This is a genomic window from Sphingobium sp. (assembly GCA_023266575.1).
Taxonomy (GTDB): Bacteria; Pseudomonadota; Alphaproteobacteria; order Sphingomonadales; family Sphingomonadaceae; genus Sphingobium.
Genome location: JAHFPV010000006.1, coordinates 1 through 26,843, shown reverse-complemented (window position 1 = coordinate 26,843; position 26,843 = coordinate 1). Strand labels below are relative to the sequence as shown.

The window sequence follows — 26,843 nt, the reverse complement described above, 5'->3', positions numbered from 1 at the left end:
GGCGGGCAGGCCGAGTGATTATCTATTCATTGACCGCCGGGCCTCCGCGGAATCTATCCCGAAACGAAAGCATTCCGTTTCGCCTGGCAGCTTTAGCGGTCCGGCGGGACGAACTGCATCTAAAGCACCTAGCAATCTGCTGTAATCGGATTCACCTTGGGGCTTGGTAGCCGTCAGCAGCGAAAGAAGTTCCCTCGGCCTGATGAGAGCCGGTGCTCAACCTTGCATCTTCTGGCAGCGGCCCCGATCCGCGTCTGGTCAGGCTGGTTCGCCTGCTTGCCTGCCGTGCCGCGCGGAGGGCCTATCTGGAGATGCTGGAGGAGCGCCGCACGACCCGCTCCTGAGACGAGGAGTTCCGTTCCGTGAAGGTTGCCTTGTACACCCGCTATTCATCCGACAATCAGCGCGACGCTTCCATTGCCGACCAGTTACGCATCTGCCGCCTCCACGCTGAGAAGCAGGGCTGGCAGATTGTCGAACAATATACCGATCATGCCATTTCCGGTGCTTGATCGCTGCGGCCGGGCATTCAGGCACTGATCGCAGACGCCAGTCGGGGCCGCTTCAACTTCGTGTTGGCTGAGGCCATGGATAGCCTGTAGCGCGATCAGGAGGATATTGCCGGGCTGTTCAATCGCATGGCCTATAGTGACGTGAAGATGGTCACCCTGTCAGAAGGCGAGATCACCCATCTGCATATCGGCCTCTAGGGTACGATGAACGCCCTGTTTCTGAAAGATCTCGCCGACAAGACACGGCGTGGACAGCGTGGCCGAGTCGAGCAAGGTAAGTCGGGCGGTGGTAACAGCTATGGCTATGACGTCGTCAAACGGCTCGATGCCAACGGCGAACTGATCCGGGGCGACCGCTCCATCAATGACGCACAGGCAAGCGTCATCCAGCGCATCTTCCGCGACTATGTCGCTGGCAAATCGGCCAAACGCATCGCGACCGAACTGAACAAGGAGGGTATCGAGGCACCAACCGGCGGCACCTGGGGCTTCAGCACCATCAATGGCAATCCCAAGCGCGGCACCGGCATCCTCAACAATGAGCTTTATGTCGGCAAGCTGGTCTGGAATCGGCAACGCTTCATCAAGGATCCCGATACCGGCAAACGGCAAGCCCGGCCCAACCCGGAATCCGAATGGATCATTCAGGACGTGCCCGAACTGCGCATCATCGATGATGCTCTTTGGCAGCATGCCAAGGACCGGCAAAAATCCTGCCAGGTGGATCAATTAAATCCAGCAGTGGGCTCCGCAAACTTCCGCGATCGCCGCCGCCAGAAATATCTCCTGTCCGGCCTGTTGCAATGCGGTTGCTGCGGCGGCGGATATTCGATGATTTCAGCGATGATGCTGGGCTGCTCGGCAGCCCGGAACAAGGGTACCTGTTACAACCGCCTCAATATCCGACGCGATCGTCTGGAAGGGAGCGTGCTTCACGCCCTTCGCCATCATCTGATGGATCCTGCCCTGTTTGCCGAGTTTTGCGACGAGTTCACGCGCGAAACCAATAGGCTAAGGGGCGATGCAGGCGCAGCCATAGGCAGCGCACAGGCTGAGATCAAAAAGATCGACCGTGATCTCGACATGCTTGTGAACCTGATCCTGCGGGGCGGCGCCGCAGACAAGATCAACGCCAAAATGGTAGGGCTCGAAACGCGTAAGAAGGAACTGGAGCGCGACCTCGCCCAAGCCCAGGAGCCCCCTCCCCTGCTCCATCCCAACATGGCCCACCATTATCGGGCTCAACTCGACAATCTCTATCGAGCGCTGGAGCATGACGACGAGAACAAGCGCTTCGAGGCGGCTGAGGTCATTCGTTCGCTCATCCAGGCGATCACATTGGTGCCTGAAGGCGGCGAACTGAAGATCGATGTGCGCGGCGATCTCGTGGGCATCCTGTCGATCGCCGTACAACGCAAAAACCCGCCTCTAGGGCGGGCTCCAAGCGGTCTGCTACCTCTGGTGATCTGATCTCGCGACAATCGCAATTTCAGTTGGTTGCGGGAGGGCGATACAACCGAAGCCAACATCCAATATCGTCATGGATATAATGGAAGTTCTCATTTTATCATTCAAACGTCATATTGCTATAGGTATACTGTCTCCATGACGCTCGGTAGTCCGCCAATGTCCCCATGGTCGCATGATGTTTCTGCTAATGACTGCCAATTGGGCGAGCAAGATTTGCCAGTTAAAATTATCAAGCGTTCCAATATAGTCGGTGCTTATCCATAAACGCCATTCACCACAGCGAATTTCGCGCAAACGAAGTGGATATATTTACATATATATCCGCCAATATGACGTCGTCACAATTCTCAGCACTTCCCGATCCAGCGTCGTTCCTGTCCAAATCTGTCTATAAATTTTGGGTACGAATGACTTAACATATCTATTATTATCGAACTTTCAACGTGTAAGCGCTAAATAGAAATGTCACCCCTCCGCTAGTTAGAGATGTCACTCTCGACGTCGCAGTGCGGGTCATCGGTGGCATGGTCATCTCCTGATACAGGAGGTGGCGCTTATGACGGTGATTGGCATGAGCCATGGCGAGCTTTCCCGTTACGATACGCTGCTGCGGGTCGAGCGTGGCGAATTGCGTGTTGAGGATGCGTCGGCGCTATTGGGCCTTTGTCGAAGGCAGATATTCCGGCTGCTGTCACGATTGCATGCGGCCGGTCCCGAAGGCTTGATTTCGGGTAAGCGTGGCCGACCAAGCAACCGGCGTTACGATGACGATTTCCGCGAGCGCGTCGTCGCGATCGTGCGCGAGCATTATCATGATTTCGGACCAACCCTGGCCCGCGAGTATCTTGCCGAGCGGCACGATATTCATCTGGCCTGCGAGACGCTGCGCCAGTTGATGATCCAGGCTGGTTTGTGGAAAGATCGCGATGCCCGTCGCCCTCGCCCATATCAGCCACGCCATCGCCGGGACTGCCGGGGTGAACTGATCCAGATCGACGGCTCGAAGCACTGGTGGTTTGAGGATCGCGGGCCGCAATGCACGCTTCTCGTCTATATTGACGACGCGACCAGCGAGCTGATGCACCTCCAGATGGTCGAGAGCGAGAGCACCTTTGCCTATATGGAGGCGACCCGCGCATATATCGAACGGCACGGCAAGCCGGTGGCCTTTTATTCCGACAAGCACAGCGTTTTCCGGAACGCGCGGGCCAGCGCCGCTCGTGGCGACGGCATGACGCATTTTGGCCGCGCGCTGGATGCTCTGAACATAGAGATCATCTGCGCCAACTCTCCGCAGGCCAAGGGCCGCGTCGAGAGGGCCAATGCCACTTTACAGGACCGCCTGGTGAAAGCGATGCGATTGGAGGGTATCTCGTCGATCGAGAACGCCAACGCCTTTCTCGACAGCTATAGGACCAGGCACAATGCGCGGTTCGCCCGCCCCCTCGCCCCGCATGACGATCTGCGCGCGATCATGGTCTGGCGTGAGCAGCGGACCGTGACGGCGGCGCTGACACTGCATTACAACAAGGCGATGTTCATTCTGGAGCCGAACGATGTCAGCCTGAATCTGGCGCGCAAGCGGGTGACGGTTTGTGAATATCCCGACGGTCGATTGGAGATCGAGCATGAAGGCCATGTCCTGCTCTATCGTCAGTTCGACAAGATGCGGCAGGTGAACCAGCCTGCCATTGTCGAGAACAAGCATCTGGATGCGGCGCTGTTGCTGGCCAGGCAGATGCAGGCGATCGTGCCGCATCACCGCAAGCGCAACAACGATGCCCCTGCCCGTCGTGATCAGCTTACGCATCTCTTCCCCGAGCCGGAACCACCACCAAAGATCGACCGCCGCAAACTGGGCGGCTCAAAGCTCAAGCGCGGTCCCAGGCTCAGTGATGAGGCGTTGCGCGAACGCGGCACGCTCAGGTTCGTGCAGAGGACATGACCGGGCCCACTGCAGGGCAGCGGGTCCATGGGTCGGCTACCCCAAGGTCAGCGCATCAGCAGGGTCTGCGCTGCGCTGTATCGATGGCTCCACGCAGCCCCTGCTGTTCCCCAACCTGTGACATTTCTATATGGCACAGAATGTGACTTCTCTAATTAGCAGGGCGGTTTCGATTTGAAGCGCGACACCCGAGGTGATGCGTAGCATTTCATCCGGGGTGGGGCGAGCCCCACCCCGGATGGCAAAATTTATCCGGCCTTGAGCTGTGAATCGGCTTCGAAACGGGACCCCCGTTCGGCCGGAAGTAAGCGTCTGTAATAGTAACAGTTTTTGGCGTTTGTAGAGGGTTCCGATCGGCGCCGATCGGGACCCCCTCCCTTTTCAATTATGGCGTGCACACAGTCGCTTAGCCGAGATCGGGCGGGGTCCTGCTTCGGCGCTGATCCACAGGCTGAGCGAGGACGGCGGATGGCTATGGGTATTGGGAAGCCATGCAAGAACCCGACCCAAAGCTGAAAAGGCCGAGGGCGAACGCATCGACCTGAACGTGCTTGCTGACCTCAAGGACACCCGATCGCGCTGCCTGCTTGCCCGTTTGCCGCTCGTAAACCATTCCGGCGTTTATGACCCCGTCAGGATGGATGGGCAAAGGCGCGCAGGGATGCTCCCTCAGGACCATCAGGGCAATGCGCTCGCCGCCGCCCTTGCCCAGGATTCGCTTCTTGCACCCTTCACAAGGATTCCAGCCAAGGAAGGGGGAATCGATATCGAGGGTATCGCTGTGTCTGGGTCACGCGTCGCTCTGGGCATGCGGGGACCGGTAATTGGTGGACATGGCCTGATAGTAGAAATCGAAATTGAAATTACAGATCAGGGTGACCTATCTCTGGCAGGCGAACCCATACGCAGGCTAATTGCGCTTGAGGGCCTGGGTGTCCGGGATCTCAAGCGCCATGGCGACGACCTACTGATCCTGGCCGGCCCCACCACGGCGCTCAGCGGTCCGTGCGCGCTCTATCGTTGGAAGAACTGGGTGACCGATCTGCCGATTGACCCAGCGACCGTCAGTCTGCACCGCCCGGGGCGTTTACTGGAAATACCATTCGGGCGGGGATCGGACCACCCGGAGGGCCTGGCGCTGTGGGCGCTCGAGGACGAAACAACGGGTCTGATGGTGATCTACGACAGCCCCGCGGACCACCGGATAGATGTGGATGCCAAAACCGTGATCGCCGACATATTCCGGCTGCCATAGCGACCGCGTGAAAGCGGCCCGTCGCATCCGCGACGGGCCGTACCTGTTACTTGGCTTCGACTTCCGCTTCGGCCTTGAGGTTGACGCTCGTTTCCGCGAGCTTGGTCATATATTCGTCGCCGCCGTAAATTTCCTTGGTGGCTTCGCGCAGCTTTTTGTTGTCGTCCTTGAGGCCGAGTGCCTTGGCAAAGGCTGCCGCCGTGCCGAACCCGGCGATGCCGTAATGAGTCATGCGCTGGTACTGGGCGATGATCTGAACGTCGAGGAGAGGACCTTTTTTCGGCCCCTCTTCCAGCACATGCTTGGTCGCTTCCTCGACCAGGCCTTCCATGCCCTTGCAATGCTCTTTGGACACTTTCTCACCCTGAGCAGCGATCAGTTCCTTCACGACATCAGTGTGCTTTGCGATGCCTTCCTGCGACTTTGTCAGCATCTCCTTGAGCGTGGCATCGCTCGCCTTGGGCGTGATCTTCTTGAGCGCGCGCGCCATCTGGTCATTGGCGGACCAAAGATCCTTTAGTTCGTCGGTATACAGGTCTTCGAGGCTTTCGGGCGTGGACATAATCGATCCTTCAAAAAGGAGGCAAATCTTCGGTATTTTCGGGTGCTCATCTTCTTTGCCTAGTCACCCGGGCAAAGCACTAACGGCGCTGATAAGTTCAGCGGAACGCCGCAGCGGATTTCTCGCGCGTCGAACTATGACCGCCGTGACGGGCTAATATGTCGCGGACGCGCTCGGTATCGAAGCCGCCATCTTGCGCATCGACTGATACGAATACGGCGCCGCTTTTCATCCGATCGTTATAATAGCCGGCATCTTCTTTGCTCACGCCGTGCTTTGTCAATGTCTCGTTCAAAGTGCCGACAGCGGCACCAGCCAATGCCCCGATCGCAACTGCTTCAGGCACCGCAGCAGCGGCGATCGCGCCAGCTGCTACCAGCGGACCGACCCCTGGAATGGCAAGTGCTGCGACGCCCAGGCCCGCGCCCAGCGCGCCGCCTCCCAAGATCCCACGCAAGATGTTGCGGTGACTTTCATCGGTGATTTCGCCATCGCCGCTCGTTGTCGTGGTCGTGCCGTCGTGATGGGCTATGACCGAGAGGTTAGCGTCATTGATGCCTACGGTCCGCAGCTCGGTAATCGCGCTTTGTGCTTCCAATTGGGTGTCGAATAGCGCCGATATAATCGTGTCGGTCATTTTTCTCTCCTAAACTTTTGTTTGGCCAGAACCGACTGCTCAGCCACGAGCGTCCTGGCACCTTTGGCCGCCCAATATTGTAACAGTGAGTTGGCACGAGACGATAACTGAACTGGCGCTTTTTGGTTCAACACAGCGGATCGATATAAAATTGACAGTAGGGGTAATCCAACGGGTTTCAGCCAATCCTAGCCGATGGACTGATATAGATTATGATGATTAAGGCGACATGCCTGATTATCTCTCCCAAGTTTTTGGGGTGCTCAAATTCTGAAGAACGAAATATGTCCGGTACACCTTATTCTAAGAGGGTGTGTCAGAACGCATACGTAATGGTGGACGATCGAGTTTCGATATGATTCCGAGGGGTTGCGACACCAACCTTGGAAATCATCATGTGGAACCCGACCGCCCGTGCGCATCATAGCCGTGCGCAGCTACGTTATGGAAGTGATCTTACCGACACGGAATGGCGTTTGATTGAGCCATATCTGCCTGTGCCTTGCCATTGCGGTCGTCGACGCCGCTGGCCGATGCGGGAGATCATGGAAGCCATATTCTACCTGCTACGAGCAGGCTGCCCCTGGCGACTTTTGCCCGACAGCTTTCCCCCGTGGCGCACGGTTTATCGATGGTTCTGCACCATGCGTGACGATGGCGTGTTCGAAAGCCTGAACCATCACCTTGTCCAGATCGATCGCATTCGGACAGGGCGAGAACCGATGCCATCGGCGGCGGTCATCGACAGCCAGAGCGTGAAGACCACCGAAGCAGGTGGGCCGCGAGGCTATGACGCGGGCAAAAAAATCATGGGACGAAAGCGTCACGCCATGGTCGATACCGATGGGCGTGCACTCGAACTGCTGGTCCATAGCGCCGACATTCAAGACCGTGACGGCGCGGTGCCCTTGCTTAAGCAGTCACGCCAGCGGCATCCATTCGTCGAGCGTACCTATGCCGACAGCGCCTACAATAGCGATCGCGTCCGTGACGCCACCTCCATCACGATCGAAATTGTCCGCAAATTCGCCGATCAAACCAGGTTCGTCGTTCATCCCAGACGATGGGTGGTCGAACGGACTTTTGCATGGCTCAACCGAAATCGCCGCTTGGCCAAGGACTTCGAGCGAACCATCAAATCCGCAACTGCTCTTCTCTATGCTGCCGCAGCCAGCGTTCTCATCAGGCGCATCGCTCGTTACGCATGAGATTCAAGACAGGCTCTAAGACGTCAGGATTGCCGGCGGCTAAACCGACCGCCGTCAATCTAGTCACGGCATAGCTGATGCGTCGTGCCCCGGCGGCGCTTATGCCATCGGGGTTTTAACTTGGAATGAGTGAGCGCTCCGCTTGTTCGAGGGGCTGCGGCGGCGGAAGGATGCACGTGCGCTCCCGACTGTTGCTGCTTCGCATTGAAGCCATCGACGGCTTGCCGGCATACGGCAGCATCGATTGCAGATGCAATTCAGATAAAATCACGCATTTGACTTCGATTGCCCTGACTGCTGCCGCTCTGAGCGCCCCACACTCGAGTGCTGACGGTTTGACTGACCACTGTCGGCGGGTACTGCCAACCGGAATATAGATTGGGAACGGCAAAAATGTCCCAATTCCTGTCTACCGATGTCGACCCATTACAGCCATTTACGGTAGAAATTCGCTTTCAAGATAGCCGACAGTCGCTTTTTTTCATTGTGAATGACAAAGTCCGTCACCGCCAACCGTTTCTTTATGGAACGGTCGCCATTCAAGATCGTCAATGTCGATAAGCAGACGATGGACCGCAAATATTATGACTCATGAGACGGACAAGGCATGGATGGAGCAGGCTATCAAGCTGGCAATGAGCAAAGGCAAATCTCCCCAGGATACGCCGATTGCAGCCATTATTGTGCTGGATGGAAAAATTCTCGCACGGGCAATCAACCAAACAGAAGAGCTGTGTGACGCTACTGCTCACGCGGAGATGATGGCGTTCAGGAAAGCCGGCAAAGTGCACGGAGACATGGATCTGCGGGGGGCCACTCTCTATTCTACCCTACAACCGTGTGGGATGTGCACGATGGCATCTGTCTGGGCAAAGGTCGGGCGCATTGTCTACGGCGCGGGGCGGGACGATGTACACCGTATGTATTTCGAAGATCGTCACCTCGATACGATGGATTTCATCAAGGATGCTTGGCGCGAGGATTTGGTGTTAGATGGAGGCTGCCTAAAGAAACAATGCGCGGCTCTATACTTCAAACCGGACGATGACGTGCCGATCGAGATGCAAGGTAACATATAGGCAGCAGCAACTTGAGATGATTGCATGCAAACGTATAATTTGGGGTAGAGCGGCACATGCTAGAACGACTTGTATTGGCGATTTTGCACCTTAGCAGCGGGAGGTTTGCCATTTCGAAAAACCAAACGCTGCCAGGTATATTATAGAGAATTATTTTCGAAATTTGGCTTAACACATGTAATACTAAAATTATGGTGCGTAAATCTGTTTACAATTTTTCATTATCCGATTTTTCTTCAATCAGTCGAGCCGCTTCGAGTAGACTTTTGCCGGTCTCCGACGCGGCATAAGCTGTCATGGTGACGGCTATGCCATCCGGCCCGTCCAGCAGGACTAGCCCTTCCTCCACGCTCGCCTTGCCTGGCAACGATTGAACACCGGAATCTTCTGGCGGTATCATGATGTTGGCCTTTCGATGTCCGGGCGACCGGATTTACTTTCGATGTAGAGATAGGCAGGATTGAACTGGCCCCTGCGGGCCAGACCCTCGACGTCGAGAATTTCCACGAGCGAGGAGCGAAAGATGCACAACCGATCTTCCCGTAATTGCCGCAGCACGCGATTGGCGTGGACACTCGTTATACCGCAGATTTCCGAAATATCCGCCTGCGTTATTCCCAGGGCAAAACGCGTTCCATCGCTCAGGCCTGCTGAAACCAGCCGGACATTGGTTTCGGACAGAAAATGCGCCACGCGCCCGACCGCATCCAGCCGCCCCAGGCGGAATAGCCACGCTCGGTGCATCGCCGCATCGAGGAGCGTAGAGAACCACAGCTTGCGTGTGAGTTCGGGCATTGCCGCATTAATCTCGTCCAGCGCCTTGTGCGGAATGACCGCAATTGTGGCTGCGGTTAGGCTGGCGACATCATGATCCAATATTTTGAGCGGGTAGGCGTGCAAGTCCAGAAAATCCCCTGGCACTTGCACGGCGACGAGTTGGCGCATCCCTTCCCGATCGTCCAGATAGCGGCACATGAAGCCTTCCAGCAGCAACATGCTCACGGACAATGTTTCGCCAGCCTGTACGACAGTCTTGCGCGCATCTATCGTTCGTATCTCGAAAATGGCTTTTTCCAGGACAGCGCGTTCCTGAACATCCAGTTCGACGCCGCGACGATCCCTAAGAAATTTGTCCGTAAACAATATCAGCCCTTCATAGTGAAAAGACTTGGCTTTGAACTATAGCAACGGTCCGTGGCGACGCCGTATCCAGCCGCCAGAAATAAATCGCTATAATGCACATTAGTTTTGGGCCGGTCCGCGAAACTTGCTGAAGAGCGGCGGGTTATCTCCTCACAAATGCCGCGGGTTCCCAGTGATGATCGGGAATTCGCATTTTTTTCGATCATCACTCCCAATGTGCTGGACCTGCGTCCGGCACGTCTCTCGTGCATGAGGATGCCCCATGGCCAAGTCTCCCTCCACCGTCGATAAAGTCTCCGGCGAGACAGCCAAAAAGGCTCCCCCAACTGCGCCCGCCGAAACTATTTCGAACAGCTTTGCGGAACCGCAGGCAGAAGGTGGCGATACGCATCAGGTTGCAGGAGGGGATGTCGCAATCTTGACGACGGCACATGGCATCCCGGTCGCTGATGATCAAAACAGCCTGAAGCAGGGCGCGCGTGGCCCCACCTTGCTGGAGGATGCCCACTTCCGCGAAAAAATGTTCCATTTCGACCATGAACGCATCCCTGAGCGCGTCGTCCATGCCCGCGGCTACGGTGCGCACGGCTATTTCGAACTGACGGAATCCCTGAGCGACGTCACGCGTGCGGATGTCCTCCAGCGGGTCGGTGAGCGCGTGCCTGCCTTCGTGCGCTTCTCGACAGTTGCCGGGTCCAAGGGGTCAGCCGATCTCGCCCGTGACGTGCGTGGCTTTGCCGTGAAGCTTTATACGCAGGAGGGCAATTGGGATATCGTTGGCAACAACATCCCGGTATTCTTCATTCAGGACGCGATCAAATTCCCCGACCTGATCCACGCCGCCAAGCCCGAGCCTGACCGTGACTTCCCGCAGGCGCAGACCGCACATGATAATTTTTGGGATTTTATCAGCCTGACGCCCGAAAGCTTCCATATGGTCATGTGGACGATGTCGGACCGCGCAATCCCGCGCTCGCTGCGCACGATGGAAGGCTTTGGCGTTCATACATTCCGCCTCGTCAATGCGGACGGCAAATCGACCTTCGTCAAATTCCACTGGAAGCCCAAGCAGGGCCTGCAGTCGGTCATGTGGAACGAAGCGGTCAAGATCAACGGCGCCGATCCCGACTTCCATCGTCGCGACCTGTGGGACGCCATCAACGCCGGGGACTTCCCGGAATGGGAGCTGGGGGTCCAGCTGTTCGACGATGCGTTTGCCGACAGTTTCGACTTTGACGTGCTGGACGCGACCAAGCTGATCCCGGAGGAGCTGGTCCCTGTTAAAATCGTCGGGCGTCTGGTGCTGGACCGGGTCGTTGACAATTTCTTTGCCGAGACAGAACAGGTCGCCTTCATGACCCAGAATGTCCCGCCGGGCATCGACTTCAGCAATGATCCGCTGCTCCAGGGCCGCAATTTTTCCTATCTCGATACCCAGATCAAGCGCTTGGGCAGCACCAACTTCACCCATTTGCCGATTAATGCACCCAAATGTCCGATGGCCCATTTCCAGCAGGACGGGCATATGGCGATGCGCAATCCCAAGGGTCGCGCCAATTATGAACCCAATAGCTGGGGTGCTGAACAAGGTGGCCCGCGCGAAGACCCAGTGCGCGGTTTCACCAGTTACGCGCAGGAGGCTGACGGTCCCAAGCAACGGGTTCGCTCGGAAAGTTTCGCCGATCATTACAGCCAGGCGCGGCAATTCTTCAACAGCCAGACGGCGACCGAGCAGAAGCATATCGGCGATGCCATCGTCTTTGAACTGAGCAAGGTCGAACGCCCCGATATCCGTTCGCGGACGGTCTCTCACTTGCTCAACATCGACGCTACGCTGGCGCAGACTGTAGCCGAAGGACTTGGCCTTGCCTTGCCTGATCCGGCGCAGGCAGCGCGCCCGACGATGATGGACCTGCCGCCGTCCGATGCGCTCAGCATCCTCAAAAACGGACCGGACAGTTTCAAGGGGCGCAAACTTGGCATCCTGCTGACCGACGGTGCCGACGCCGCGATCTTCAACGCGCTGGTTAAAGCGGTCGACAAGGAAGGCGCGGTTTACGAGGTCGTCGCTCCCAAGATTGGCGGAGTGACCCTGTCGGATGGCACGGCCGTAGCCGCCAAACAGAAGATTGACGGCGGTCCCTCTGTCCTGTTCGACGCCGTCGCCGTGGTGGCGTCTAAGGAGGGCGCTGCTTTGCTGGCAATCGACGCGGCCGCCAAGGATTTCGTCACCGATGCCTTTGCGCATTGCAAATATATCGGCCTGACCGCCGAAGCCCAGGCGCTGTTTGAAAGAGCGGGGATAGCCGATGATTTGGACGAGGCCTGCCTGCCGCTGGCCACAGCCAAGGATGCAGGCGCTTTCCTGACTGCCTGCCGGGCATTGCGCCACTGGCCGCGCGAATTGGCGGTCGATCTGGATGCCCAGCCCGCCGCCTGATCGCGGCCTTTCAATGTCAATCTAAGGGGATGGTCTCGCGCCATCCCCAGTCATGCGCACGACAGGATCATACTCAATGCGGATCGGCATCATCGCCCATCTCAAACATCCGATTGCCGAACCCTTTGCCGGCGGGCTGGAAATGCACACGCATTTGCTGGCGCGATCGCTGCGGGATCGTGGCCATGCGGTCACGTTGTTCGCCTCGTCCCGATCGGAACCGGGGATCGGCCTGGAAGCGATCTGTACAGAAACCGCGATCCAGACGGTGGGTACGACGGAAGCGAACGACGTGCCCTTCTTTCGTGAGCATCACGCCTATCTCAGTCTGATGAACGACCTGCGCCATCGCGATTTCGACATCATCCACAATAATTCGCTGCATTATCTGCCCGTCGCGATGGCCGACAGTCTGCCCATGCCGATGGTCACGACGCTGCACACGCCGCCCTTCTGCTGGCTGGAAAGCGGTATCCGCCTTTGTGCTGCGCGCAACCACAGTTTCGCGGCCGTGTCCCGCTCGGTTGCAGCTCTGTGGAACCATGTCACCCATAGCGACGCGGTGATATGGAACGGCATCGACCTGCAAAAATTTGCGTTCCACCCCCAGCCCGCCGCCGATCCCTATCTGGTCTGGTACGGCCGCATCGTCCCGGAAAAGGGCTTGCATCTGGCGATCGCGGCTGCCCGGCTGGTCGGCCTTCCGCTCAGGATTGCGGGGCCAATCCTTGACGATGATTATTACCGGACACAGATCGCGCCCGCGCTGGGCCAGGATATTATCCATGTCGGGCATCTCGCGCACCAACAACTCGCCCGGCTTGTGGGCGGCGCGCGGGCCTTCCTCTGCACCCCTATGTGGGATGAACCCTACGGCCTTGTCGTTGCAGAAGCGCTTGCCTGTGGCGTGCCAGTCGCGGCCTTTGCGCGAGGGGCGATCCCTGAAATATTGGATGCGACATGCGGGGTGCTTGCGACCCCGGACGATGTTGCCTCGCTCGCCAGCGCCGCGCGGTCGGCCCTGACGCTAGACCGCAGCGCCTGCCGCACCAGGGCGGAACAGATGTGCGATGCCGAACGCATGGTCGACAATTATGAGGCGCTTTATCTGCGGCAGATCGACAGTACGGCGGCACCTTGCCGAGCCGACCGTACAGCGTCGATCCACCTGATGCCCTCGACGCTCCCGTCCCATGCGGCGCTAGACCAGAGATCGGTTTCCCATGGCTGACGCCAGAGCGATGACCCTGTGCGTCTGCGTCCCGGCGCGGAACGAGGCAGCGCGATTGCCGATATTGCTGAATGCGCTGGCGATGCAGGACTGGCCCGGTCCGATCCCGGTTGCGATAGCCATCAACAACAGCACCGACGATAGCCGAGCCGTTGCCGACGCTGCACGCCATCGTCATGCCGGACGGCTCGACATCCGCATAGTCGAACGCACTTTCGCGCCGGAACTGGCGCACGCCGGATCAGCCCGACGGATGGCAATGGACACAGGCCTTGGCCTTCTGCCCGCGCTGGACAACGCTGCCCTTATCAGTACGGACGCAGACAGCCGCCCTCCGACAGACTGGCTGCGTAATATCGCCGCTGCCTTTTCGCGTGGTGCCGACATGGTGGGCGGCCGGATCGACATCGATAGCGATGAACCACTGCCACCGCCCGTGCATCGCCTGCGCACGGCATGGGACGAATATTGGGCCGCCGTCCGCGCCATTGAGGATGCGATCGATCCTCTGCCCTGGGATCCGGCACCACGCCACGGCGATCATACCGGCGCATCGCTCGCCATCCGGGCAGAGCTTTATCTGGCCTGCGGCGGCGTTCCGGCCATAACAAGCGGAGAGGATCGCGCGCTCGTATTGGCGGCGCTTGCCCGCGGCGCGCGCCTTGTTCACCCCGTTACGGTTTACACCCGCGTCTCCCCGCGTCTGGAGGGACGCGCGGAAGGCGGCATGGCAGTCGCGATGCGGACGCTGTTCGAAAAGGCCGAAAATAGCATCTCACCCATGGCGCCTGCCTTCGCCCATTGGCGTGAGCGTGCGCACTGGCGCAAGCAATTGCGCGCGCAGCCCGATGGCGCTGCTTTGATCGCCCGTCAGGAACCGCTGTTGCCGCCGATGCCGCACGACATGATGCTGGAAATCCAGCCATGACCCGCCGCCCGATCGGCTATTATGTCCATCATCATGGCGCTGGTCATCGCGCGCGGGCGGAGGCGATTGCCGCCGCCATCGACTGGCCGATCGTCCTGCTGGGTACAGGGCTGGGCGCAGCAGGAATTGACCTTGCCGATGATCGCCCCGTTTCCGGCCGCTTCGACGGGATGGACGACACGGCCTCACGCCCCGCCGCCCTGCACTATGCGCCCGTTGACCATGAAGGCGTGCGGTCGCGCGTGGCGCGCATCAGCCGGTGGATCGCGACGGAGCGCCCTGCGCTGATGGTCGTTGATGTTTCGGTCGAAGTTGCGATGCTGGCGCGCCTGGCATCAGTCCGCACCGTCTATGTGCGGCTCAACGGCGACCGTAGCGACGCGGCGCATGTCGATGCGTTTCGTGGCGCTACAGCACTGCTCGCGCCGTTTCACCACGAGCTGGAGATGCCATCGACGCCCGCGTGGATCAGGGACAAGACCCGCAATCTGTCCGGTATCACTGCCGCTGCTCAGCATCATCCCCGGCAGGACGACCATATCCTGATAGTGATCGGCCGGGGCGGCCCGCCCGGCGATGGCGCAGCGATCGCACAGGCCGCACGCGCCTGCCCGGATATGTACTGGCGCGTCATCGGCCCCGTAACTGCGCCGTCCGATCAACCCGCCAATCTCGATCTGGCCGGATGGGTTGACGATCCGGCGCAGGAAATCGCCCGCGCCGCGCTGATCGTCGGCGCTGCCGGAGACGGGTTGGTCAACGCAGTCCTCGCCGCCGACCGCCCGTTCCTCTGCATCCCTGAGGACCGCCCCTTTGCCGAGCAGTTGGCGACCGCACGCGCCCTACATGCGCTGGGCGCTGCGATCATGCTCGAAACATGGCCGTCTCCCGACCAATGGCCTTCTTTGATCAGCCAGGCAAAGGCATTGCCGCCTCACGCCCGTAAACGCCTGCACGATCGCAATGGTGTGGACACAGCATCAACCTGGCTCGCGACAATGGCCGCCGCTGCGGTCGATGAACTGGAACCTGTAGCATGACCCTGTCCCGCCATCCCCTTTCCAGCATCGACCCCCCGATCATGCGCGCCGGGGCGATCACGCCCACCCTTGCCGCGCTCGGCAGCCGTTATGACGCCGCGCCGGTCTTTCCGGTGGAAAGCATGAAAGCGCTCGTCGCTGCCGATCTCCATCGCACCTTCGCCCCGCTCGAAAGCGGCGGCGAGGCCTTTGACGATGCCGTCGCCCGGAACCAGTGCCTGATGACCGTCCTGCGGATCATTGGTCGCGCGGATCTGAGCGTCGGGCGGCTCTATGAAGGCCATGTCAACGCGCTCGCGCTGCTCGACTGGTTCGGCTCTCCCGCGCAAAAGGCAGATTTGGGCCAGAAACTCGCTCAGGGCGCCTTTTACGGCGTATGGGCCACCGAACCGCAACCGGGCGTACAGCTAGGCCAATCCGCACTGGATGGCCGCAAGTCTTTCGCGACCGGCGCTGGCGGTCTTGCCTATGCCGTCATCACCGCGCAGCCCGAAGAGGGCGAACGGCGACTGGTCGTCGTCCGGGCCGATGATCCCGCCCGGACCGACCTGTCGCAATGGCGGGTCAGGGGTATGCGGGCGACGGGCAGCGGCTTCTATGACCTGACGGGCATGGCGGTCGATCCATCGCATCTGCTCGGCCAGCCCGGCGACTATGATCGCGAACCGCGCTTCACCACGGGCGCCTGGCGCTTCACTGCCGTGCAACTGGGTGGGATCGAGGCGCTGTTGACCGAAATCCGGCTTGCCATGTCTGATGCGGCGCGCGCCGATCCGCTGCAACGCGCGAAATTCGCCGATGCGGTTGCCGCAACCCGCACCGCCTATCTATGGGTCCGCGAATGTGCGCTCCGGGCTGCGCACGACGATCCCGATGGTCCCGCCTTCGCCCGCATGACGCGCGGCATAGTCGAGCGTACGGGCCTAGACGTAATGGAATTGGCGGCCCGCATCACCGGCACGCGCAGTGCGATGGACGGGCAACGGATCGACAAGATCATCCGCGACCTCAGCCTCTATCTGCGGCAGGGCGGACCCGACTATGCCCGCGATCAGGCGGCGCTCGCCTGGCTCGACCATGACGCCTGGGGCGCGGAGGACGCCTTGTGGTAGGCCTTTCTTTGTCGGCAAAACCCTGGCGAACGCGGCGGTGGCTGGTGCTTGCGCCGCATCCCGATGACGAGACGCTGGGCGCTGGCGCGCTAATAGCGCAGACGGCGAAGGCCGGGCGACTGGCGGGCCTTGTCTATCTCACCGACGGGTCGGGCTCGCATGAGACCGCGCAAGGCCGGTCGGGGAAACTGGTGGGCAGTCGCAAGCGTGAAGCCGCCGCCGCCTTGCACCGCCTGACCGGTAGTCGCCGCCAATCGCCGTTGCATCTTGACTGGAAGGATGCTGCTCCTGCCCAGCCGGGGCATCCGGCTTTCGACCGGGCTACCCGACGGCTGACCGCCCTTTGCCGTCGCTGGCAGGTCGATGCCCTTGCCGTTACCGCCAGTCACGAACCCCATTGCGACCATCAGGCCGCCGCGCAGCTGGCCTATGCAGTGGGGCAACGGGCCAGGGGCAGGTTGGTCGTCGCAGAATATGTCGTCTGGTCGCAAGCCCCTGATTCCCGCACCCACCGGAAGCTGCGCACCGCGTCCATGTTGTGCGGACAACGCTATCACGCCCTGGCCGCGCACCGCAGCCAGCTTACCGCGTCCCACGGTCCCGGCTTCCGGCTGCCTGCCTACCGTCGTGCCATGCCTGCCAGCGATATCCTCTACCTGCGGAGAGCCTCATGACGCGGCACAAGGCCAGCCTGGGTCACGATTATTTCGAGACGATGTTTCGCGCGACCGACGATCCCTGGGAACTGGAAAGCAGCGCCTATGAGCAGGATAAATATGCTCATAGCATCCGCGCCCTGGCCGGACGGACCTATGGATTGGGTTTCGAGATTGGATGCGCAAAAGGTGTCCTGACACAGTCGCTGGCAACCCAATGCCACGCATTGCTGGCGATCGACGTCAGCGAAACTGCGTTAAAAGCAGCGCGCGAGCGCTGTGCCGCATTGGACCATGTTTCCTTCGGCCGGATGATTTTTCCCGGACGAGCACCCATAGGCAGCGCCTTCGACCTTATCATCCTGTCCGAAGTCGCCTATTATTGGGATGACCACGATATCAGCCGCGCCGCCCAGTGGATCGCGACCCATATAGCGCCCGGCGGCGATATCTTGCTCGTCCATTGGACCGGCGAAACCGACTATCCCCAGAGCGGCGATGATGCGGTAATAAAATTGCAGGCCGCTCTCGCCCTTGCATTCACTGTCATCACCACAGAGCGCATGCCCCACTATCGCCTCGATCTGTGGCGTGCGCACGCATGACTCTGAGTGTCCTCACCATCGTCAAGGATCGGTCGACCCATCTGGCACAATTGATCGAAGGTCTGCGACGCAGCACGCATTGGCCCGACGAGCTCATCATCGTCGACATGGCCAGCACACCGCCGATCAATGCCGAACAAGCGCCATTTCCGATTCAGATCCTGCGTCTCGATGGTCCCGGACTGCCACTCGCGGCAGCCCGGAACTCAGCCGCACGCGCGGCCAGCGGGGACATGTTGTTGTTCCTCGACGTCGACTGCATCCCGATGCGCGCACTGACCGGGGCAACCGCGCAATGCCTCACCGACCATGATGCGCTGATCTGTGCCGACATACGCTATCTTGGCCCTGAGGATGCCCGAGGTAAATGGGAGGAAGCCGATCTCCTGTCGCGCGCGCAAGGGCATCCGGTTCGAGAATTTCCTACAAACGGCGTGCGACGAGAGGATAATGCCGGTCTGTTCTGGTCGTTGGCTTTTGGTCTACATCGCCAGAGATTTTTTGATCTGGGCGGGTTTGACGAAGCTTTTACCGGCTATGGCGGTGAAGATACCGACTTCGGCTTCCGCGCGCGGGCGGCTGGCTTGCCCCTGTTATTCATGGGCGGCGCTGGTGCCTTTCATCAATATCACGACGTTTTCGACCCTCCGCTCCAGTATCTGAACGACATCGTCCGCAATGCCAGCCTCTTTCGAGCACGATGGAATATATGGCCGATGGAAGGATGGCTCAACGCTTTCGAGAAGGCGGGTTTGATTGGACGGTGCGGGGACATGATCCATGTGCTTCGCCAACCAAGCGACCTCGAAATCAAGCATGCGCGAATGTCGCCGCCGGGTTCGCCCTGAAATAGAGCGGCGCCGCGCCCGTGTATCTCGCGCGACGAAATGATAAAGCGACCCGGATTTGTGCGCGTGAGTGTCAGCTTACCGCGATTTGTGATTCCGAAGCTGACAGTCGCAAATGTCCCAGTTCTTGCCGCAAAGCGGCCCGGCGGTATGAGGCCAGTCCTGGCCGTTTATCTGCTCAGCAGGCGGGCCGACGATTTACGTCACACCGTTCGCGTCGCATCGCGCCGCCACCTCGCCGACGGCCGCCCGGTAATGTCGACACACCCGCTCCTCGCGCATCCCAAAACGCCGTGATACTTCCGCCACGCTCATTTTTCGCCCGACGACAAGAATGAGGATGGCACGCGTCAACGGCTGCATTTTAGCGACGACTTGCCTGATTCGCGCAGCTTCCTCGCCGCCGCCCGCGCCGATCGGTTCAGCCATCATCTGCAGGTCAACAGTATCGAGATAGCGGTCGATCCGGGCGCAGCAACGGTCATCATCCGCCAAGTTTTGAACGCACAAAATCAATTTCGCCAATGCCTGGCGCAGGACAGTTAGCAAGGTCACAGCAGGACACTCCGCATATCGGGTTCAGTCCCCAACCCGTTCCCCCTTCCCTCCCAAGGACCCGCGAAATTACTGTTTCTCGTGCGCGAGGGATCAGCGCGTTCTACCTACCCCTCTTCACCTCGGTACTTCCCCGCTTCACACCTCGCCCTCTCCGCTGCGACAGCGATCACCGCCCGTAGGGCCGGGATTTGCGCAGCCGAGCCCGGTCGGCGCGGCGGCACGCCGCGCCGACACGAGCGCGATGCCCGCGCAGCGGGCAGTCGCCCATCCCTTCCTTCGGCGGCTAATCCTCTTCGTAAAAACGTCATAATGGGTTTCTTAGGGGGTTGCGCTGCCCCGCCAATCCGTCAAGGTAGCCCCGCTTCTGCTGAAAGCGCAGAAGTGGGGCTTAGTAACCTCCTCTATGCACGCTCGGTCACAGTTCCACTGGGGCCGGGTGGCATGCGCGCATGTCCAGCCGGCAACGGTAAAGGCGCATGCGCCTGTGCATAGCAGGTTACTAACATCCGGCTTTGGCCGTCGCCCCGAGAGGACATAGGTGCGACGAATGAGCCAGGGCAGAAGCGAGGATCGGCTGTGCGATCCGGTCATGACCAGAGATCCCGGAAGCAATCGATTTAGCTTCCCGGAATTCTACGCAAGGGAGAAGCCCCGCCTCATGCGGTTCTTCACGCGCCAGCTTGGCAATCAGGCCGATGCCGACGAACTCGCCCAGGAAAGCTTCACCCGTTTCGTGCGCGCAGCGCCCGCACAAGCGCTTGCCAGCCCACAGGCTTACCTCACGCGCATCGCGACGAACCTGCTGCGCGATTTCGTCGAGCGCGGATCCACCCTGTTGTCGAAACGCACCAAGCCGCTCGACGATGGCCTGCATGCAATTGCCCCATCCGACACCTATCGCGAGTTGCAGGCAAAGCAAGATCTGGCGCACTGGACGCTGATCCTCAACCAACTTCCGCCACAAACGCTAGATATCTTCCTGCGCAATCGCATCGAAGGTCAGACCTATGTCGCGATTGCAGCAGAGCTCGATCTTCCGCTCTGGGTCGTGCAGAAACAGATGCTCAAAGCCATTCGCCATGTTACCGCCTATCGCGAGGCGAATGATGACTGACCTGCCTCCCGATCATGAGCCCCACGAAGGATCGCGCGATGCCCATGAATGGGCCATGCTCATCATGGCCGACGTGGACGCCGTGCCAGATCCCAGGAATCTCGACAGGCTAGGTCCACATCAGCGTGCCTTCGACGTCTGGATCGCCGAAAACCCTTCCCGTAAGCTCGCCTATCTGCGCGTGGTAGACACTGTGCAGCAGGCAAGCCAAGCCGCCGTACAAACGCATTCGCGCCGGTCTCTCCTGCACCAGACGCGAAAAGTGGAAAGCCGTCCACCACGGCTTCTCCTCGCCGCGTCAGTGGCGCTTTGCCTCCTTGCGGCAACGGGTCTGCTTTGGCGTTCAACCGATGCACCGCCCTCGCTGATCGGGCAGAGCGAGGCGCGCACGCCTCTGGAGACACGGGTCGGCGAGGTGCGCACGGAGCGCCTTGAAGATGGCAGCTCTATCTTATTGGATACCGACACGTTGGTTCTGATCGGATATACTGCCGAGCGCCGCGCGATCGTACTCAAGCGTGGACGTGCCCGCTTCACCGTTGCCAGCCAGACGGCAAGGCCCTTTATGGTACATGGGCGCGGCATTGAGGTGACGGCAGGCGTCGGCCAGTTCGACATGACGATCCGTAAGGGCGCGCGCGTTCATGCCATCGAGGGCGAGGTCAATGTCACACTACCCCGCACTGACCCGCGCCAGCTGCCCAAAGCCCTTACATTGCATTCCGGCCAGCTATTGACGCTCAAGGCTGGACAAATCCCGGATTTTTCCGTCAATCCTGCTAAACGGTCTGAGCAGCAATGGGTGAGCGGCGTGAAGAGCTATGATTATGTCCCGGTCAGCGACGTCATCGCCGAAGCAAACAGCTATAGCGAGATCAAGATCGTTCTGGCACAGCCGACCCTGGGCGCGCGCGAGATTTTAGCTGACATCGAAATCCGCAATATTGAGCGCGTTGCCCAAGCCTTGAGCGGCTTTCTCAACCTCAAGATCGAACGAACCCAGAAAAACATATTGCTGCTCACCGCCGAAAATTAATGACGCGTTGCAGCTTTAGATAGGCACGCGCCCGTCTTCCGTTCTGAGCCTCAATAAGAGGCCCTGCGGAACAAGGGGGCAAGTTTCATGCGTATCGGTAAAATTGGTCTACTAAGCAGCGTTGCACTGTCCATGTGCATTCTGGTTCCCCAGATCCATGCCCAGGAAGCACCCAAAAGTTACGATCTGCCTGAGCAGGATCTTGGCGATGCGCTGCGCGCCATAGCCAGGATGAGCGATTATCAACTCGTTGCCGATGGCCGGTCGCTCAAGGGGCGTCGCGCCCCGTCTCTCGCCGGGGCCTACACGGTCGAAGACGCCGTGGCCGCCCTCCTCGCGCCTTCGGGCCTCACCGCCGACATCAAGGAGCGCACGATCACCCTGCGGGGGCGAGAAGCGCCGTCGCGCGAGGCGGTAACCAGCGCGACGGACATCGAGCTTTCGGTCACAGGTTCCCGCATTCGTGGCGCGAAGCCAACATCTCCGGTAATATCGGCGAGCCGCGAAAAAATCGTCGAGCTCGGCCATAGCGACCTTGGATCATTCGCACGCAGCATCCCGCAAAATTATAATGGCGGCCAGAACCCAGGCGTGGTGTCCGCTCGGCAGAATGGTTCGGAAAATGTTACGTCGTCGTCCGCTCTCAACCTCAGGGGATTGGGCGCAGACGCTACGCTCACTTTGCTCAACGGACATCGGCTTGCCTATGACGCGGTGAGCCAGGGCATCGACATATCGGCTATACCGCTGGCGGCGGTCGAGCGGGTCGAAATTATCGCTGACGGCGCATCGGCGCTTTATGGTTCCGATGCTGTCGGCGGCGTAGCCAACATCATCCTCCGCCGCGATTTCGACGGCCTGGAAACCAGCGCGAGAATTGGCGGCGCGACCGATGGCGGGGCGTTCCAGCAGCAATATAGCGGGGTGACGGGTCGTCGATGGAATAGCGGCGGCATCATGATCGCCGGCGATTTCGCCAAGGCGACCGACGTCTCTGCCGGCCAGCGTTCCTACACACATGGCGCTGTGAACCCTGAAATGACCATATTTCCGTCAAACAAGCAATTGAGCGCTGTTGTAGCAGGCCATCAATCCTTGGGCGAAGTCATGGAGTTCGGGCTCGATGCCCACTATATCCGCCGTAAATCCCGTTTCTCACTGCCCAATGGCAGCGGCATGAATATTCAGTCCGGCGCCACCGCCTCCCCGGACGTCGAGAGTTGGTCGATCAGCCCGTCCCTCACCTTCCACCTGCCTGCCGACTGGGAAATGACCGCCCGCTTCACGCGCGCTATCAGCGATAGCGGGGTCAAGGCGGAAGTCTTCTCAGGCAGCAGCCGGTTGTTCGTCAACGATGTGCGCTACAAGAATGACCTTTGGTCAGCAGAGTTCAGCAGTGAAGGCCCGCTCTTTGCCTTACCGGGTGGCGACGCGCGTGTCGCGCTGGGGGCCGGACTGCGTGCCAATGGCCTGGATGGCTCGATCTTCAGAACGACATCAACTGCAACCTTTGCCATCCAAAATTATACAGACTCGCAGACCGCTCTATTCGCATATGGCGAAATGTTTCTACCGCTGATCGCTGGCGCAAATGCGTTACCGCTCATTCACGCGCTGCAGATCACCGGCGCGCTGCGATATGAACGCTATGACCAGATGGGCAGCCTTGCAACACCCAAGCTTGGCATTGCCTATCAGCCGATCGCCGATCTGACGCTCAAGGCCGCGTGGGGGAAATCTTTCAAGGCGCCGACGCTCAGCCAACTGAATATTGCTCCGCAGGCGACGCTTTACGCTTCAAGTCGCTACCTGCCAGCGCCTCCAACCAACGAAAATGTTCTGCAGATCGACGGAAGTCGAAAGGCGCTGGAGCCTGAAAAGGCCAGGACCCTTACATTCACCGTCCAGTTGGAGCCTTCATCGATAGCGGGTCTGAAACTCGAGGCTAGTTTCTTCGACGTCCGCTACAAAAACCGCGTAACCTATCCCATAGCGTCCAGTTCGCAGGCATTCAGGGACGAATATGCCGACCTCATCATTCTCAATCCGACCCTCGATCAGGTATTGGCGGCAACTGCCAGCCTGCCGCTCGGCGTTCAAAATCTAAGTGGCACCGCTTATGATCCTGCAAACCTTGCTGCGATCGTCTACACCGGATATCAGAATGTCGCGCGTCAACATATACAGGGGGTGGATAGTTCGATCGCCTATGCCTTCTTTACCGGCAGCAGCGATTTCAAGCTTGAAGCCAATGCCAGCTACCTCAAAAGCGATCAGCAGCTAAGCGCGGGACAACCCGTCTTCGAACAGGCCGGCACCATATTCCGACCACCGCACTGGCGCGGTAGCGCGAGCGCCAGCTGGAAGCGCGGCAAGGTAAACATGGCGATCGCCTATAATTATCTTGGCGGCACCAAAGATAGCCGAACCAGCACGACCTACCGGGTCAAAGCCTTTCATTCCGCTGACGCCACCCTCGGTTGGAAGCCTCAAGGTAGCGGCGTCTGGGATGGTTGGTCATTCCTGCTTGCGAGCCAGAACATCCTGAATCGGAAGCCGTCGCTTATTCGCACGACAAGCGTCGCCCTGCCCAATTATGATGCGACAAATTATCCCGCGATCGGGCGCACCATCAGTCTTACCCTTTCCAAGGCCTGGTAATGCTCATCTCCCTCGCGATGAGCCTTGCTGGCGCAGCTACGGCCGCCCTGCCGGTTGTAGCTGCGGATCTGGATTGCGCGAAGATGTTAGAGGTTCGCCGGCCGGCGGGAGCCACTCGCCCCATAGAGGCCAGCGATCTCATCGAGACTCTGGATATCGGCTCCAATGGCGGGATGGAAAGCGATCCTGTTTTTACCCTCTCGCCCGATCGATCACGCCTCGCTGTTGCCGTGCGAAGGGCTGACGGGAAGTCGAACAGCTATTGCTCCGGCATCTATATCGTCACCCAGGATGGTCAAGCATCGCTGATCGACGAGGGACCCGGCGTCGCCTTCTGGCGTTATGATAATTTCTTTGGCACGCGAGGATTTCCCACTGGCGTCACCAAGGTCATCACGCCTCGTTGGTCTTCAAACGGAGACAATCTGGCTTTCTTGAAGCTCGTCAAGGATCGGTTGCAATTGTGGCGTTGGGATGTGGGGGGCCATAGCCGCCCCGTCGCAGCACCAGAAGATGACATCGTCGATTTTCGCTTCGGAGCCGACGGCAAAAGCCTTGTGTACAAGCAGCGCGCGGATGGTCCGTCGACAGAAGAGCTGAACCAGGAAGCGCTGCGGGGCTACCGGCTCGATGAGCGCTTCTTTCCATTTGCGTCGCGCGCGCCCTTTCCGCGCGGTGGTGCCTCCTATCGTTTTTATAGAGTGGATCTGGACGGCAGCGCTCGCGGGCCAGCAACTGAGGCGGAGATCACCGCCTTCACCAACGATTGGTCGGCGGTTCTGCGCAACGACGCTAGAATGGTCGATGTCAAGACGGATGCCGAGGGCATGAGCCGGATCCATATGGTGGTCGGGACGGCGGATCAGTTTTGCCGCAGCGCCAACTGCACCGACATCGAAGGTAAGCCATGGGTCACGCAGGCCGGACATATCCGGTTCGTACGGCGAGAAGGATGGGGCCGAAGCCTCGCTGCCATTTACGAATGGAATGGCGGCGACACAGATCCTGCCCGACTTTTCCAGACGAGCGACCTGCTCAGTGGATGCGTACCCATCGACGTTGATGTCCTGTGCGTGCGCGAAAACTCGATCCGGCCCCGATATATAGACAGGATCAGTCTGCAGGACGGCAAGAGCAGGCCCATCTTCGAGCCCAATCCAGATCATGCAAAGATCGTCCACGGTAGAGTTGAGCGGCTGCAATGGACCAATGCGATGGGAATCCCCAGCTTTGGCGACCTCGTCTATCCATCGACATTCCAGCCGAGCCGCCGCTATCCGCTGATCATCACCCAATATGAAAGTCGGAGTTTTCTGCGCGGCGGCACGGGCGATGAATTTCCGATCCAGCTTTTCGCAAAGGCAGGCTATCTGGTCCTCAACATCGAGCGCCCCCAGTCGCCGGTCTCCGCCAAGCAACTTACGCCACTTGAAAGACAGAGGCGCGAAAATGCCGACTTTCTCGCACGGCGCAATATCCTGTCGACCATAGAGACCAAAGTCTTGGAGCTGATCGACGCAGGCTTGGTCGATCCGGACAGGATCGGGATCACCGGGCTCAGTGACGGCTCGACAACGACGCAATTTGCGGCGCTGCACAGCCAAATGTTCAAGGCTGCATCGATCAGCGGCTGCTGCTGGGAGCCCTCCCAGACCTGGCTTCTGGGCACCGCCATCCAGCAACATTATCAAAGCATAGGCTGGCCCGCTTTGCCAGAAACCGGTTCAGCCATCTGGTCACAAATGTCGCTTTCCCGCAATGCCAGCCGCGTTGCTTTCCCCATTCTCATGCAAGTGGCTGATGGTGAGCTTTACCCCACGCTGGAAGCCGTACGCGCGCTGCGCGCTGTCAATAGTCCGGTTGATGTCTATATCTTCCCGGACGAACTCCATATCAAGCGCCAGCCAACCCACCGCCTGAACGTCTACCGCCGCAATCTACGATGGTTCGATTTTTGGCTGATGGACAAGACGCCCGCCGATGGCATCGAGCGTGAGGAAGCGTCGCGCTGGGCGCAGATGAGGAGAGATTGGAAACAAGACTCAATACATTTGCCGACATCGGATTAGATGCTCAGCGCGCTACATAGCCGCTACATCATCCGCGCCAATGTTCGATCCAGGCTTCCATGTCGAGCAGAGCTGATAGGCGCATATAGCTCAGCTCTAAGCCGGAATCGGATACCAATGCTGCGGCTAGAGTGTCGGCATCAACCATGCCCCGCGCGACCAGCTCGCCGTCCATCAGGCGGTCGCGGACTTCCTTCCTTTTGCTGCGGAGAAGAGCGATTGCAAAACTGCTTGGGCTGCCCTTGCGCCGCCGGTCCCGAATGATCGGCGGCAATGCATCATGATAGGCCTTGCGTGCGACGGCGCGGTCACGGCCGCCCTCGACCATGTGCCAGCCTGGTATTGCAAGCGCCAGTTCAACAATGGGCTGGGAGATGAGCGGATTTATGAGCGGCATGTCGAAGGCGCGCAGATAGCCCTCGATGTGATTCTGGATGCGCAGCAGAAAAGCGACATGCCCTACCTTGCCTGCGCGCGCGCCATCCTGCTCTTCAAGCCACGGATGGGATAGGGGCCGGGACATTATGTCTTGCCGGGCCTCGCGCGTCATGAATTGAAGATTATACTGCCAGGCATAGGGGCGTTTTAGCTGTCGATATTGACGCACGGCCTGCCACAAAACATGGGATAATCGCGGCGCGATTCGTCCCGGGCATCAGCTTTTTGATATAGCTGACAGGGGTGGTTGCCCCCCGATATGATGGAAAAACGGGCTCACGATTGGCACCGGTCCC

Annotated in this window: 25 protein-coding genes; 19 read left to right on the top strand and 6 right to left on the bottom strand. The window is 59.3% G+C overall.

The window, feature by feature from the left end; translation table 11 throughout:
* Positions 1-212: 212 nt before the first annotated feature.
* From Q0D44_RS07990 to Q0D44_RS07970, 5 genes are all read left to right on the top strand, one after another.
* Positions 213-344 (top strand): hypothetical protein, encoded by a 132-nt coding sequence (locus Q0D44_RS07990; RefSeq protein ID WP_294135079.1) that lies wholly within the window; start codon positions 213-215, stop codon positions 342-344.
* An 18-nt stretch (positions 345-362) separates the two neighbouring features.
* Positions 363-512, top strand: a complete 150-nt coding sequence (locus tag Q0D44_RS07985; protein WP_294135076.1) for a recombinase family protein — start codon at positions 363-365, stop codon at positions 510-512.
* A gap of 204 nt (positions 513-716) precedes the next feature.
* Positions 717-1,982: a recombinase family protein gene (locus tag Q0D44_RS07980; protein ID WP_294135073.1), complete on the top strand. Its 1,266-nt coding sequence runs from the start codon at positions 717-719 to the stop codon at positions 1,980-1,982.
* Between the two features lie 556 nt (positions 1,983-2,538).
* Entirely contained in the window at positions 2,539-3,927 is a 1,389-nt protein-coding gene (locus Q0D44_RS07975; protein WP_294135071.1) for an ISNCY family transposase, read from the top strand.
* 352 nt (positions 3,928-4,279) lie between these two features.
* Complete coding sequence (locus tag Q0D44_RS07970) at positions 4,280-5,182, top strand: DUF3616 domain-containing protein (protein ID WP_366009239.1); 903 nt, start codon at positions 4,280-4,282, stop codon at positions 5,180-5,182.
* 46 nt (positions 5,183-5,228) lie between these two features.
* Here the strand turns inward: Q0D44_RS07970 and Q0D44_RS07965 are convergent, their stop codons facing one another.
* Together Q0D44_RS07965 and Q0D44_RS07960 are read right to left on the bottom strand one after the other, a co-directional pair.
* Positions 5,229-5,744, bottom strand: coding sequence for a DUF892 family protein (locus Q0D44_RS07965; protein ID WP_294135069.1), 516 nt, complete (start codon positions 5,742-5,744; stop codon positions 5,229-5,231).
* A gap of 97 nt (positions 5,745-5,841) precedes the next feature.
* Positions 5,842-6,381: a hypothetical protein gene (locus tag Q0D44_RS07960; protein ID WP_294135065.1), complete on the bottom strand. Its 540-nt coding sequence runs from the start codon at positions 6,379-6,381 to the stop codon at positions 5,842-5,844.
* A 395-nt stretch (positions 6,382-6,776) separates the two neighbouring features.
* Between Q0D44_RS07960 and Q0D44_RS07955 the strand changes: the two genes are divergently transcribed.
* Both Q0D44_RS07955 and Q0D44_RS07950 read left to right on the top strand, forming a co-directional pair.
* Entirely contained in the window at positions 6,777-7,589 is an 813-nt protein-coding gene (locus tag Q0D44_RS07955; RefSeq protein WP_294135371.1) for an IS5 family transposase, read from the top strand.
* A 584-nt stretch (positions 7,590-8,173) separates the two neighbouring features.
* Positions 8,174-8,668 (top strand): nucleoside deaminase, encoded by a 495-nt coding sequence (locus Q0D44_RS07950; protein ID WP_294135063.1) that lies wholly within the window; start codon positions 8,174-8,176, stop codon positions 8,666-8,668.
* A gap of 208 nt (positions 8,669-8,876) precedes the next feature.
* Here the strand turns inward: Q0D44_RS07950 and Q0D44_RS07945 are convergent, their stop codons facing one another.
* Complete coding sequence (locus tag Q0D44_RS07945) at positions 8,877-9,068, bottom strand: hypothetical protein (protein WP_294135060.1); 192 nt, start codon at positions 9,066-9,068, stop codon at positions 8,877-8,879.
* Positions 9,065-9,811: a Crp/Fnr family transcriptional regulator gene (locus Q0D44_RS07940; protein ID WP_294135057.1), complete on the bottom strand. Its 747-nt coding sequence runs from the start codon at positions 9,809-9,811 to the stop codon at positions 9,065-9,067. The genes Q0D44_RS07945 and Q0D44_RS07940 overlap by 4 nt, the downstream gene beginning before the upstream one ends.
* A gap of 262 nt (positions 9,812-10,073) precedes the next feature.
* Between Q0D44_RS07940 and Q0D44_RS07935 the strand changes: the two genes are divergently transcribed.
* The 8 genes from Q0D44_RS07935 (at position 10,074) to Q0D44_RS07900 (ending at position 18,671) form a co-directional block, all read left to right on the top strand.
* Positions 10,074-12,251: a catalase gene (locus Q0D44_RS07935; protein WP_294135055.1), complete on the top strand. Its 2,178-nt coding sequence runs from the start codon at positions 10,074-10,076 to the stop codon at positions 12,249-12,251.
* A gap of 76 nt (positions 12,252-12,327) precedes the next feature.
* Positions 12,328-13,482, top strand: coding sequence for a glycosyltransferase family 4 protein (locus Q0D44_RS07930; RefSeq protein WP_294135053.1), 1,155 nt, complete (start codon positions 12,328-12,330; stop codon positions 13,480-13,482).
* Complete coding sequence (locus tag Q0D44_RS07925) at positions 13,475-14,410, top strand: glycosyltransferase (protein WP_294135051.1); 936 nt, start codon at positions 13,475-13,477, stop codon at positions 14,408-14,410. The genes Q0D44_RS07930 and Q0D44_RS07925 overlap by 8 nt, the downstream gene beginning before the upstream one ends.
* The gene (locus Q0D44_RS07920) at positions 14,407-15,450 is read left to right on the top strand and encodes a glycosyltransferase (protein ID WP_294135048.1); all 1,044 of its coding nucleotides are present in this window, start codon (positions 14,407-14,409) and stop codon (positions 15,448-15,450) included. Before Q0D44_RS07925 ends, Q0D44_RS07920 begins: the two co-directional genes overlap by 4 nt.
* Complete coding sequence (locus Q0D44_RS07915) at positions 15,447-16,562, top strand: acyl-CoA dehydrogenase family protein (RefSeq protein WP_294135046.1); 1,116 nt, start codon at positions 15,447-15,449, stop codon at positions 16,560-16,562. Before Q0D44_RS07920 ends, Q0D44_RS07915 begins: the two co-directional genes overlap by 4 nt.
* 44 nt (positions 16,563-16,606) lie before the next feature.
* Positions 16,607-17,236 carry a PIG-L family deacetylase gene (locus tag Q0D44_RS07910; protein ID WP_294135044.1) on the top strand — a complete coding sequence of 210 codons (630 nt, stop codon included), beginning with the start codon at positions 16,607-16,609 and terminating at the stop codon, positions 17,234-17,236.
* On the top strand, positions 17,233-17,823 hold the full coding sequence (locus Q0D44_RS07905) for an SAM-dependent methyltransferase (protein ID WP_294135042.1): 591 nt from the start codon (positions 17,233-17,235) through the stop codon (positions 17,821-17,823). The genes Q0D44_RS07910 and Q0D44_RS07905 overlap by 4 nt, the downstream gene beginning before the upstream one ends.
* Positions 17,820-18,671, top strand: a complete 852-nt coding sequence (locus tag Q0D44_RS07900) for a glycosyltransferase (protein ID WP_294135039.1) — start codon at positions 17,820-17,822, stop codon at positions 18,669-18,671. Before Q0D44_RS07905 ends, Q0D44_RS07900 begins: the two co-directional genes overlap by 4 nt.
* 198 nt (positions 18,672-18,869) lie before the next feature.
* Here Q0D44_RS07900 and Q0D44_RS07895 read toward each other — a convergent pair whose 3' ends face one another.
* Positions 18,870-19,226: a sigma factor-like helix-turn-helix DNA-binding protein gene (locus Q0D44_RS07895; protein ID WP_294135036.1), complete on the bottom strand. Its 357-nt coding sequence runs from the start codon at positions 19,224-19,226 to the stop codon at positions 18,870-18,872.
* A gap of 550 nt (positions 19,227-19,776) precedes the next feature.
* On the opposite strand from Q0D44_RS07895, the gene Q0D44_RS07890 reads away from it, so the two are divergent.
* The 4 genes from Q0D44_RS07890 (at position 19,777) to Q0D44_RS07875 (ending at position 26,109) form a co-directional block, all read left to right on the top strand.
* A complete protein-coding gene (locus Q0D44_RS07890) occupies positions 19,777-20,343 on the top strand; it encodes an RNA polymerase sigma factor (RefSeq protein ID WP_294135033.1) in 567 nt (188 codons plus the stop codon).
* On the top strand, positions 20,333-21,379 hold the full coding sequence (locus Q0D44_RS07885) for a FecR domain-containing protein (RefSeq protein WP_294135031.1): 1,047 nt from the start codon (positions 20,333-20,335) through the stop codon (positions 21,377-21,379). Before Q0D44_RS07890 ends, Q0D44_RS07885 begins: the two co-directional genes overlap by 11 nt.
* Before the next feature lie 87 nt (positions 21,380-21,466).
* Positions 21,467-24,040: a TonB-dependent receptor gene (locus tag Q0D44_RS07880; RefSeq protein ID WP_294135027.1), complete on the top strand. Its 2,574-nt coding sequence runs from the start codon at positions 21,467-21,469 to the stop codon at positions 24,038-24,040.
* On the top strand, positions 24,040-26,109 hold the full coding sequence (locus Q0D44_RS07875; protein ID WP_294135022.1) for an Atxe2 family lasso peptide isopeptidase: 2,070 nt from the start codon (positions 24,040-24,042) through the stop codon (positions 26,107-26,109). The genes Q0D44_RS07880 and Q0D44_RS07875 overlap by 1 nt, the downstream gene beginning before the upstream one ends.
* A gap of 28 nt (positions 26,110-26,137) precedes the next feature.
* Here Q0D44_RS07875 and Q0D44_RS07870 read toward each other — a convergent pair whose 3' ends face one another.
* Positions 26,138-26,659 (bottom strand): asparagine synthase-related protein, encoded by a 522-nt coding sequence (locus tag Q0D44_RS07870; protein WP_294135019.1) that lies wholly within the window; start codon positions 26,657-26,659, stop codon positions 26,138-26,140.
* Positions 26,660-26,843: the final 184 nt, after the last annotated feature.

Bases quoted from the DNA above. Each gene is read 5' to 3' on its own strand.
- Q0D44_RS07980 (WP_294135073.1), top strand. From the start codon at position 717: ATGAACGCCCTGTTTCTGAAAGATCTCGCCGACAAGACACGGCGTGGA.
- Q0D44_RS07975 (WP_294135071.1), top strand. From the start codon at position 2,539: ATGACGGTGATTGGCATGAGCCATGGCGAGCTTTCCCGTTACGATACG.
- Q0D44_RS07965 (WP_294135069.1), bottom strand. From the start codon at position 5,744: ATGTCCACGCCCGAAAGCCTCGAAGACCTGTATACCGACGAACTAAAG.
- Q0D44_RS07960 (WP_294135065.1), bottom strand. From the start codon at position 6,381: ATGACCGACACGATTATATCGGCGCTATTCGACACCCAATTGGAAGCA.
- Q0D44_RS07955 (WP_294135371.1), top strand. From the start codon at position 6,777: ATGTGGAACCCGACCGCCCGTGCGCATCATAGCCGTGCGCAGCTACGT.
- Q0D44_RS07950 (WP_294135063.1), top strand. From the start codon at position 8,174: ATGACTCATGAGACGGACAAGGCATGGATGGAGCAGGCTATCAAGCTG.
- Q0D44_RS07945 (WP_294135060.1), bottom strand. From the start codon at position 9,068: ATGATACCGCCAGAAGATTCCGGTGTTCAATCGTTGCCAGGCAAGGCG.
- Q0D44_RS07935 (WP_294135055.1), top strand. From the start codon at position 10,074: ATGGCCAAGTCTCCCTCCACCGTCGATAAAGTCTCCGGCGAGACAGCC.
- Q0D44_RS07930 (WP_294135053.1), top strand. From the start codon at position 12,328: ATGCGGATCGGCATCATCGCCCATCTCAAACATCCGATTGCCGAACCC.
- Q0D44_RS07925 (WP_294135051.1), top strand. From the start codon at position 13,475: ATGGCTGACGCCAGAGCGATGACCCTGTGCGTCTGCGTCCCGGCGCGG.
- Q0D44_RS07920 (WP_294135048.1), top strand. From the start codon at position 14,407: ATGACCCGCCGCCCGATCGGCTATTATGTCCATCATCATGGCGCTGGT.
- Q0D44_RS07915 (WP_294135046.1), top strand. From the start codon at position 15,447: ATGACCCTGTCCCGCCATCCCCTTTCCAGCATCGACCCCCCGATCATG.
- Q0D44_RS07905 (WP_294135042.1), top strand. From the start codon at position 17,233: ATGACGCGGCACAAGGCCAGCCTGGGTCACGATTATTTCGAGACGATG.
- Q0D44_RS07900 (WP_294135039.1), top strand. From the start codon at position 17,820: ATGACTCTGAGTGTCCTCACCATCGTCAAGGATCGGTCGACCCATCTG.
- Q0D44_RS07890 (WP_294135033.1), top strand. From the start codon at position 19,777: ATGAGCCAGGGCAGAAGCGAGGATCGGCTGTGCGATCCGGTCATGACC.
- Q0D44_RS07885 (WP_294135031.1), top strand. From the start codon at position 20,333: ATGATGACTGACCTGCCTCCCGATCATGAGCCCCACGAAGGATCGCGC.
- Q0D44_RS07880 (WP_294135027.1), top strand. From the start codon at position 21,467: ATGCGTATCGGTAAAATTGGTCTACTAAGCAGCGTTGCACTGTCCATG.
- Q0D44_RS07875 (WP_294135022.1), top strand. From the start codon at position 24,040: ATGCTCATCTCCCTCGCGATGAGCCTTGCTGGCGCAGCTACGGCCGCC.
- Q0D44_RS07870 (WP_294135019.1), bottom strand. From the start codon at position 26,659: ATGACGCGCGAGGCCCGGCAAGACATAATGTCCCGGCCCCTATCCCAT.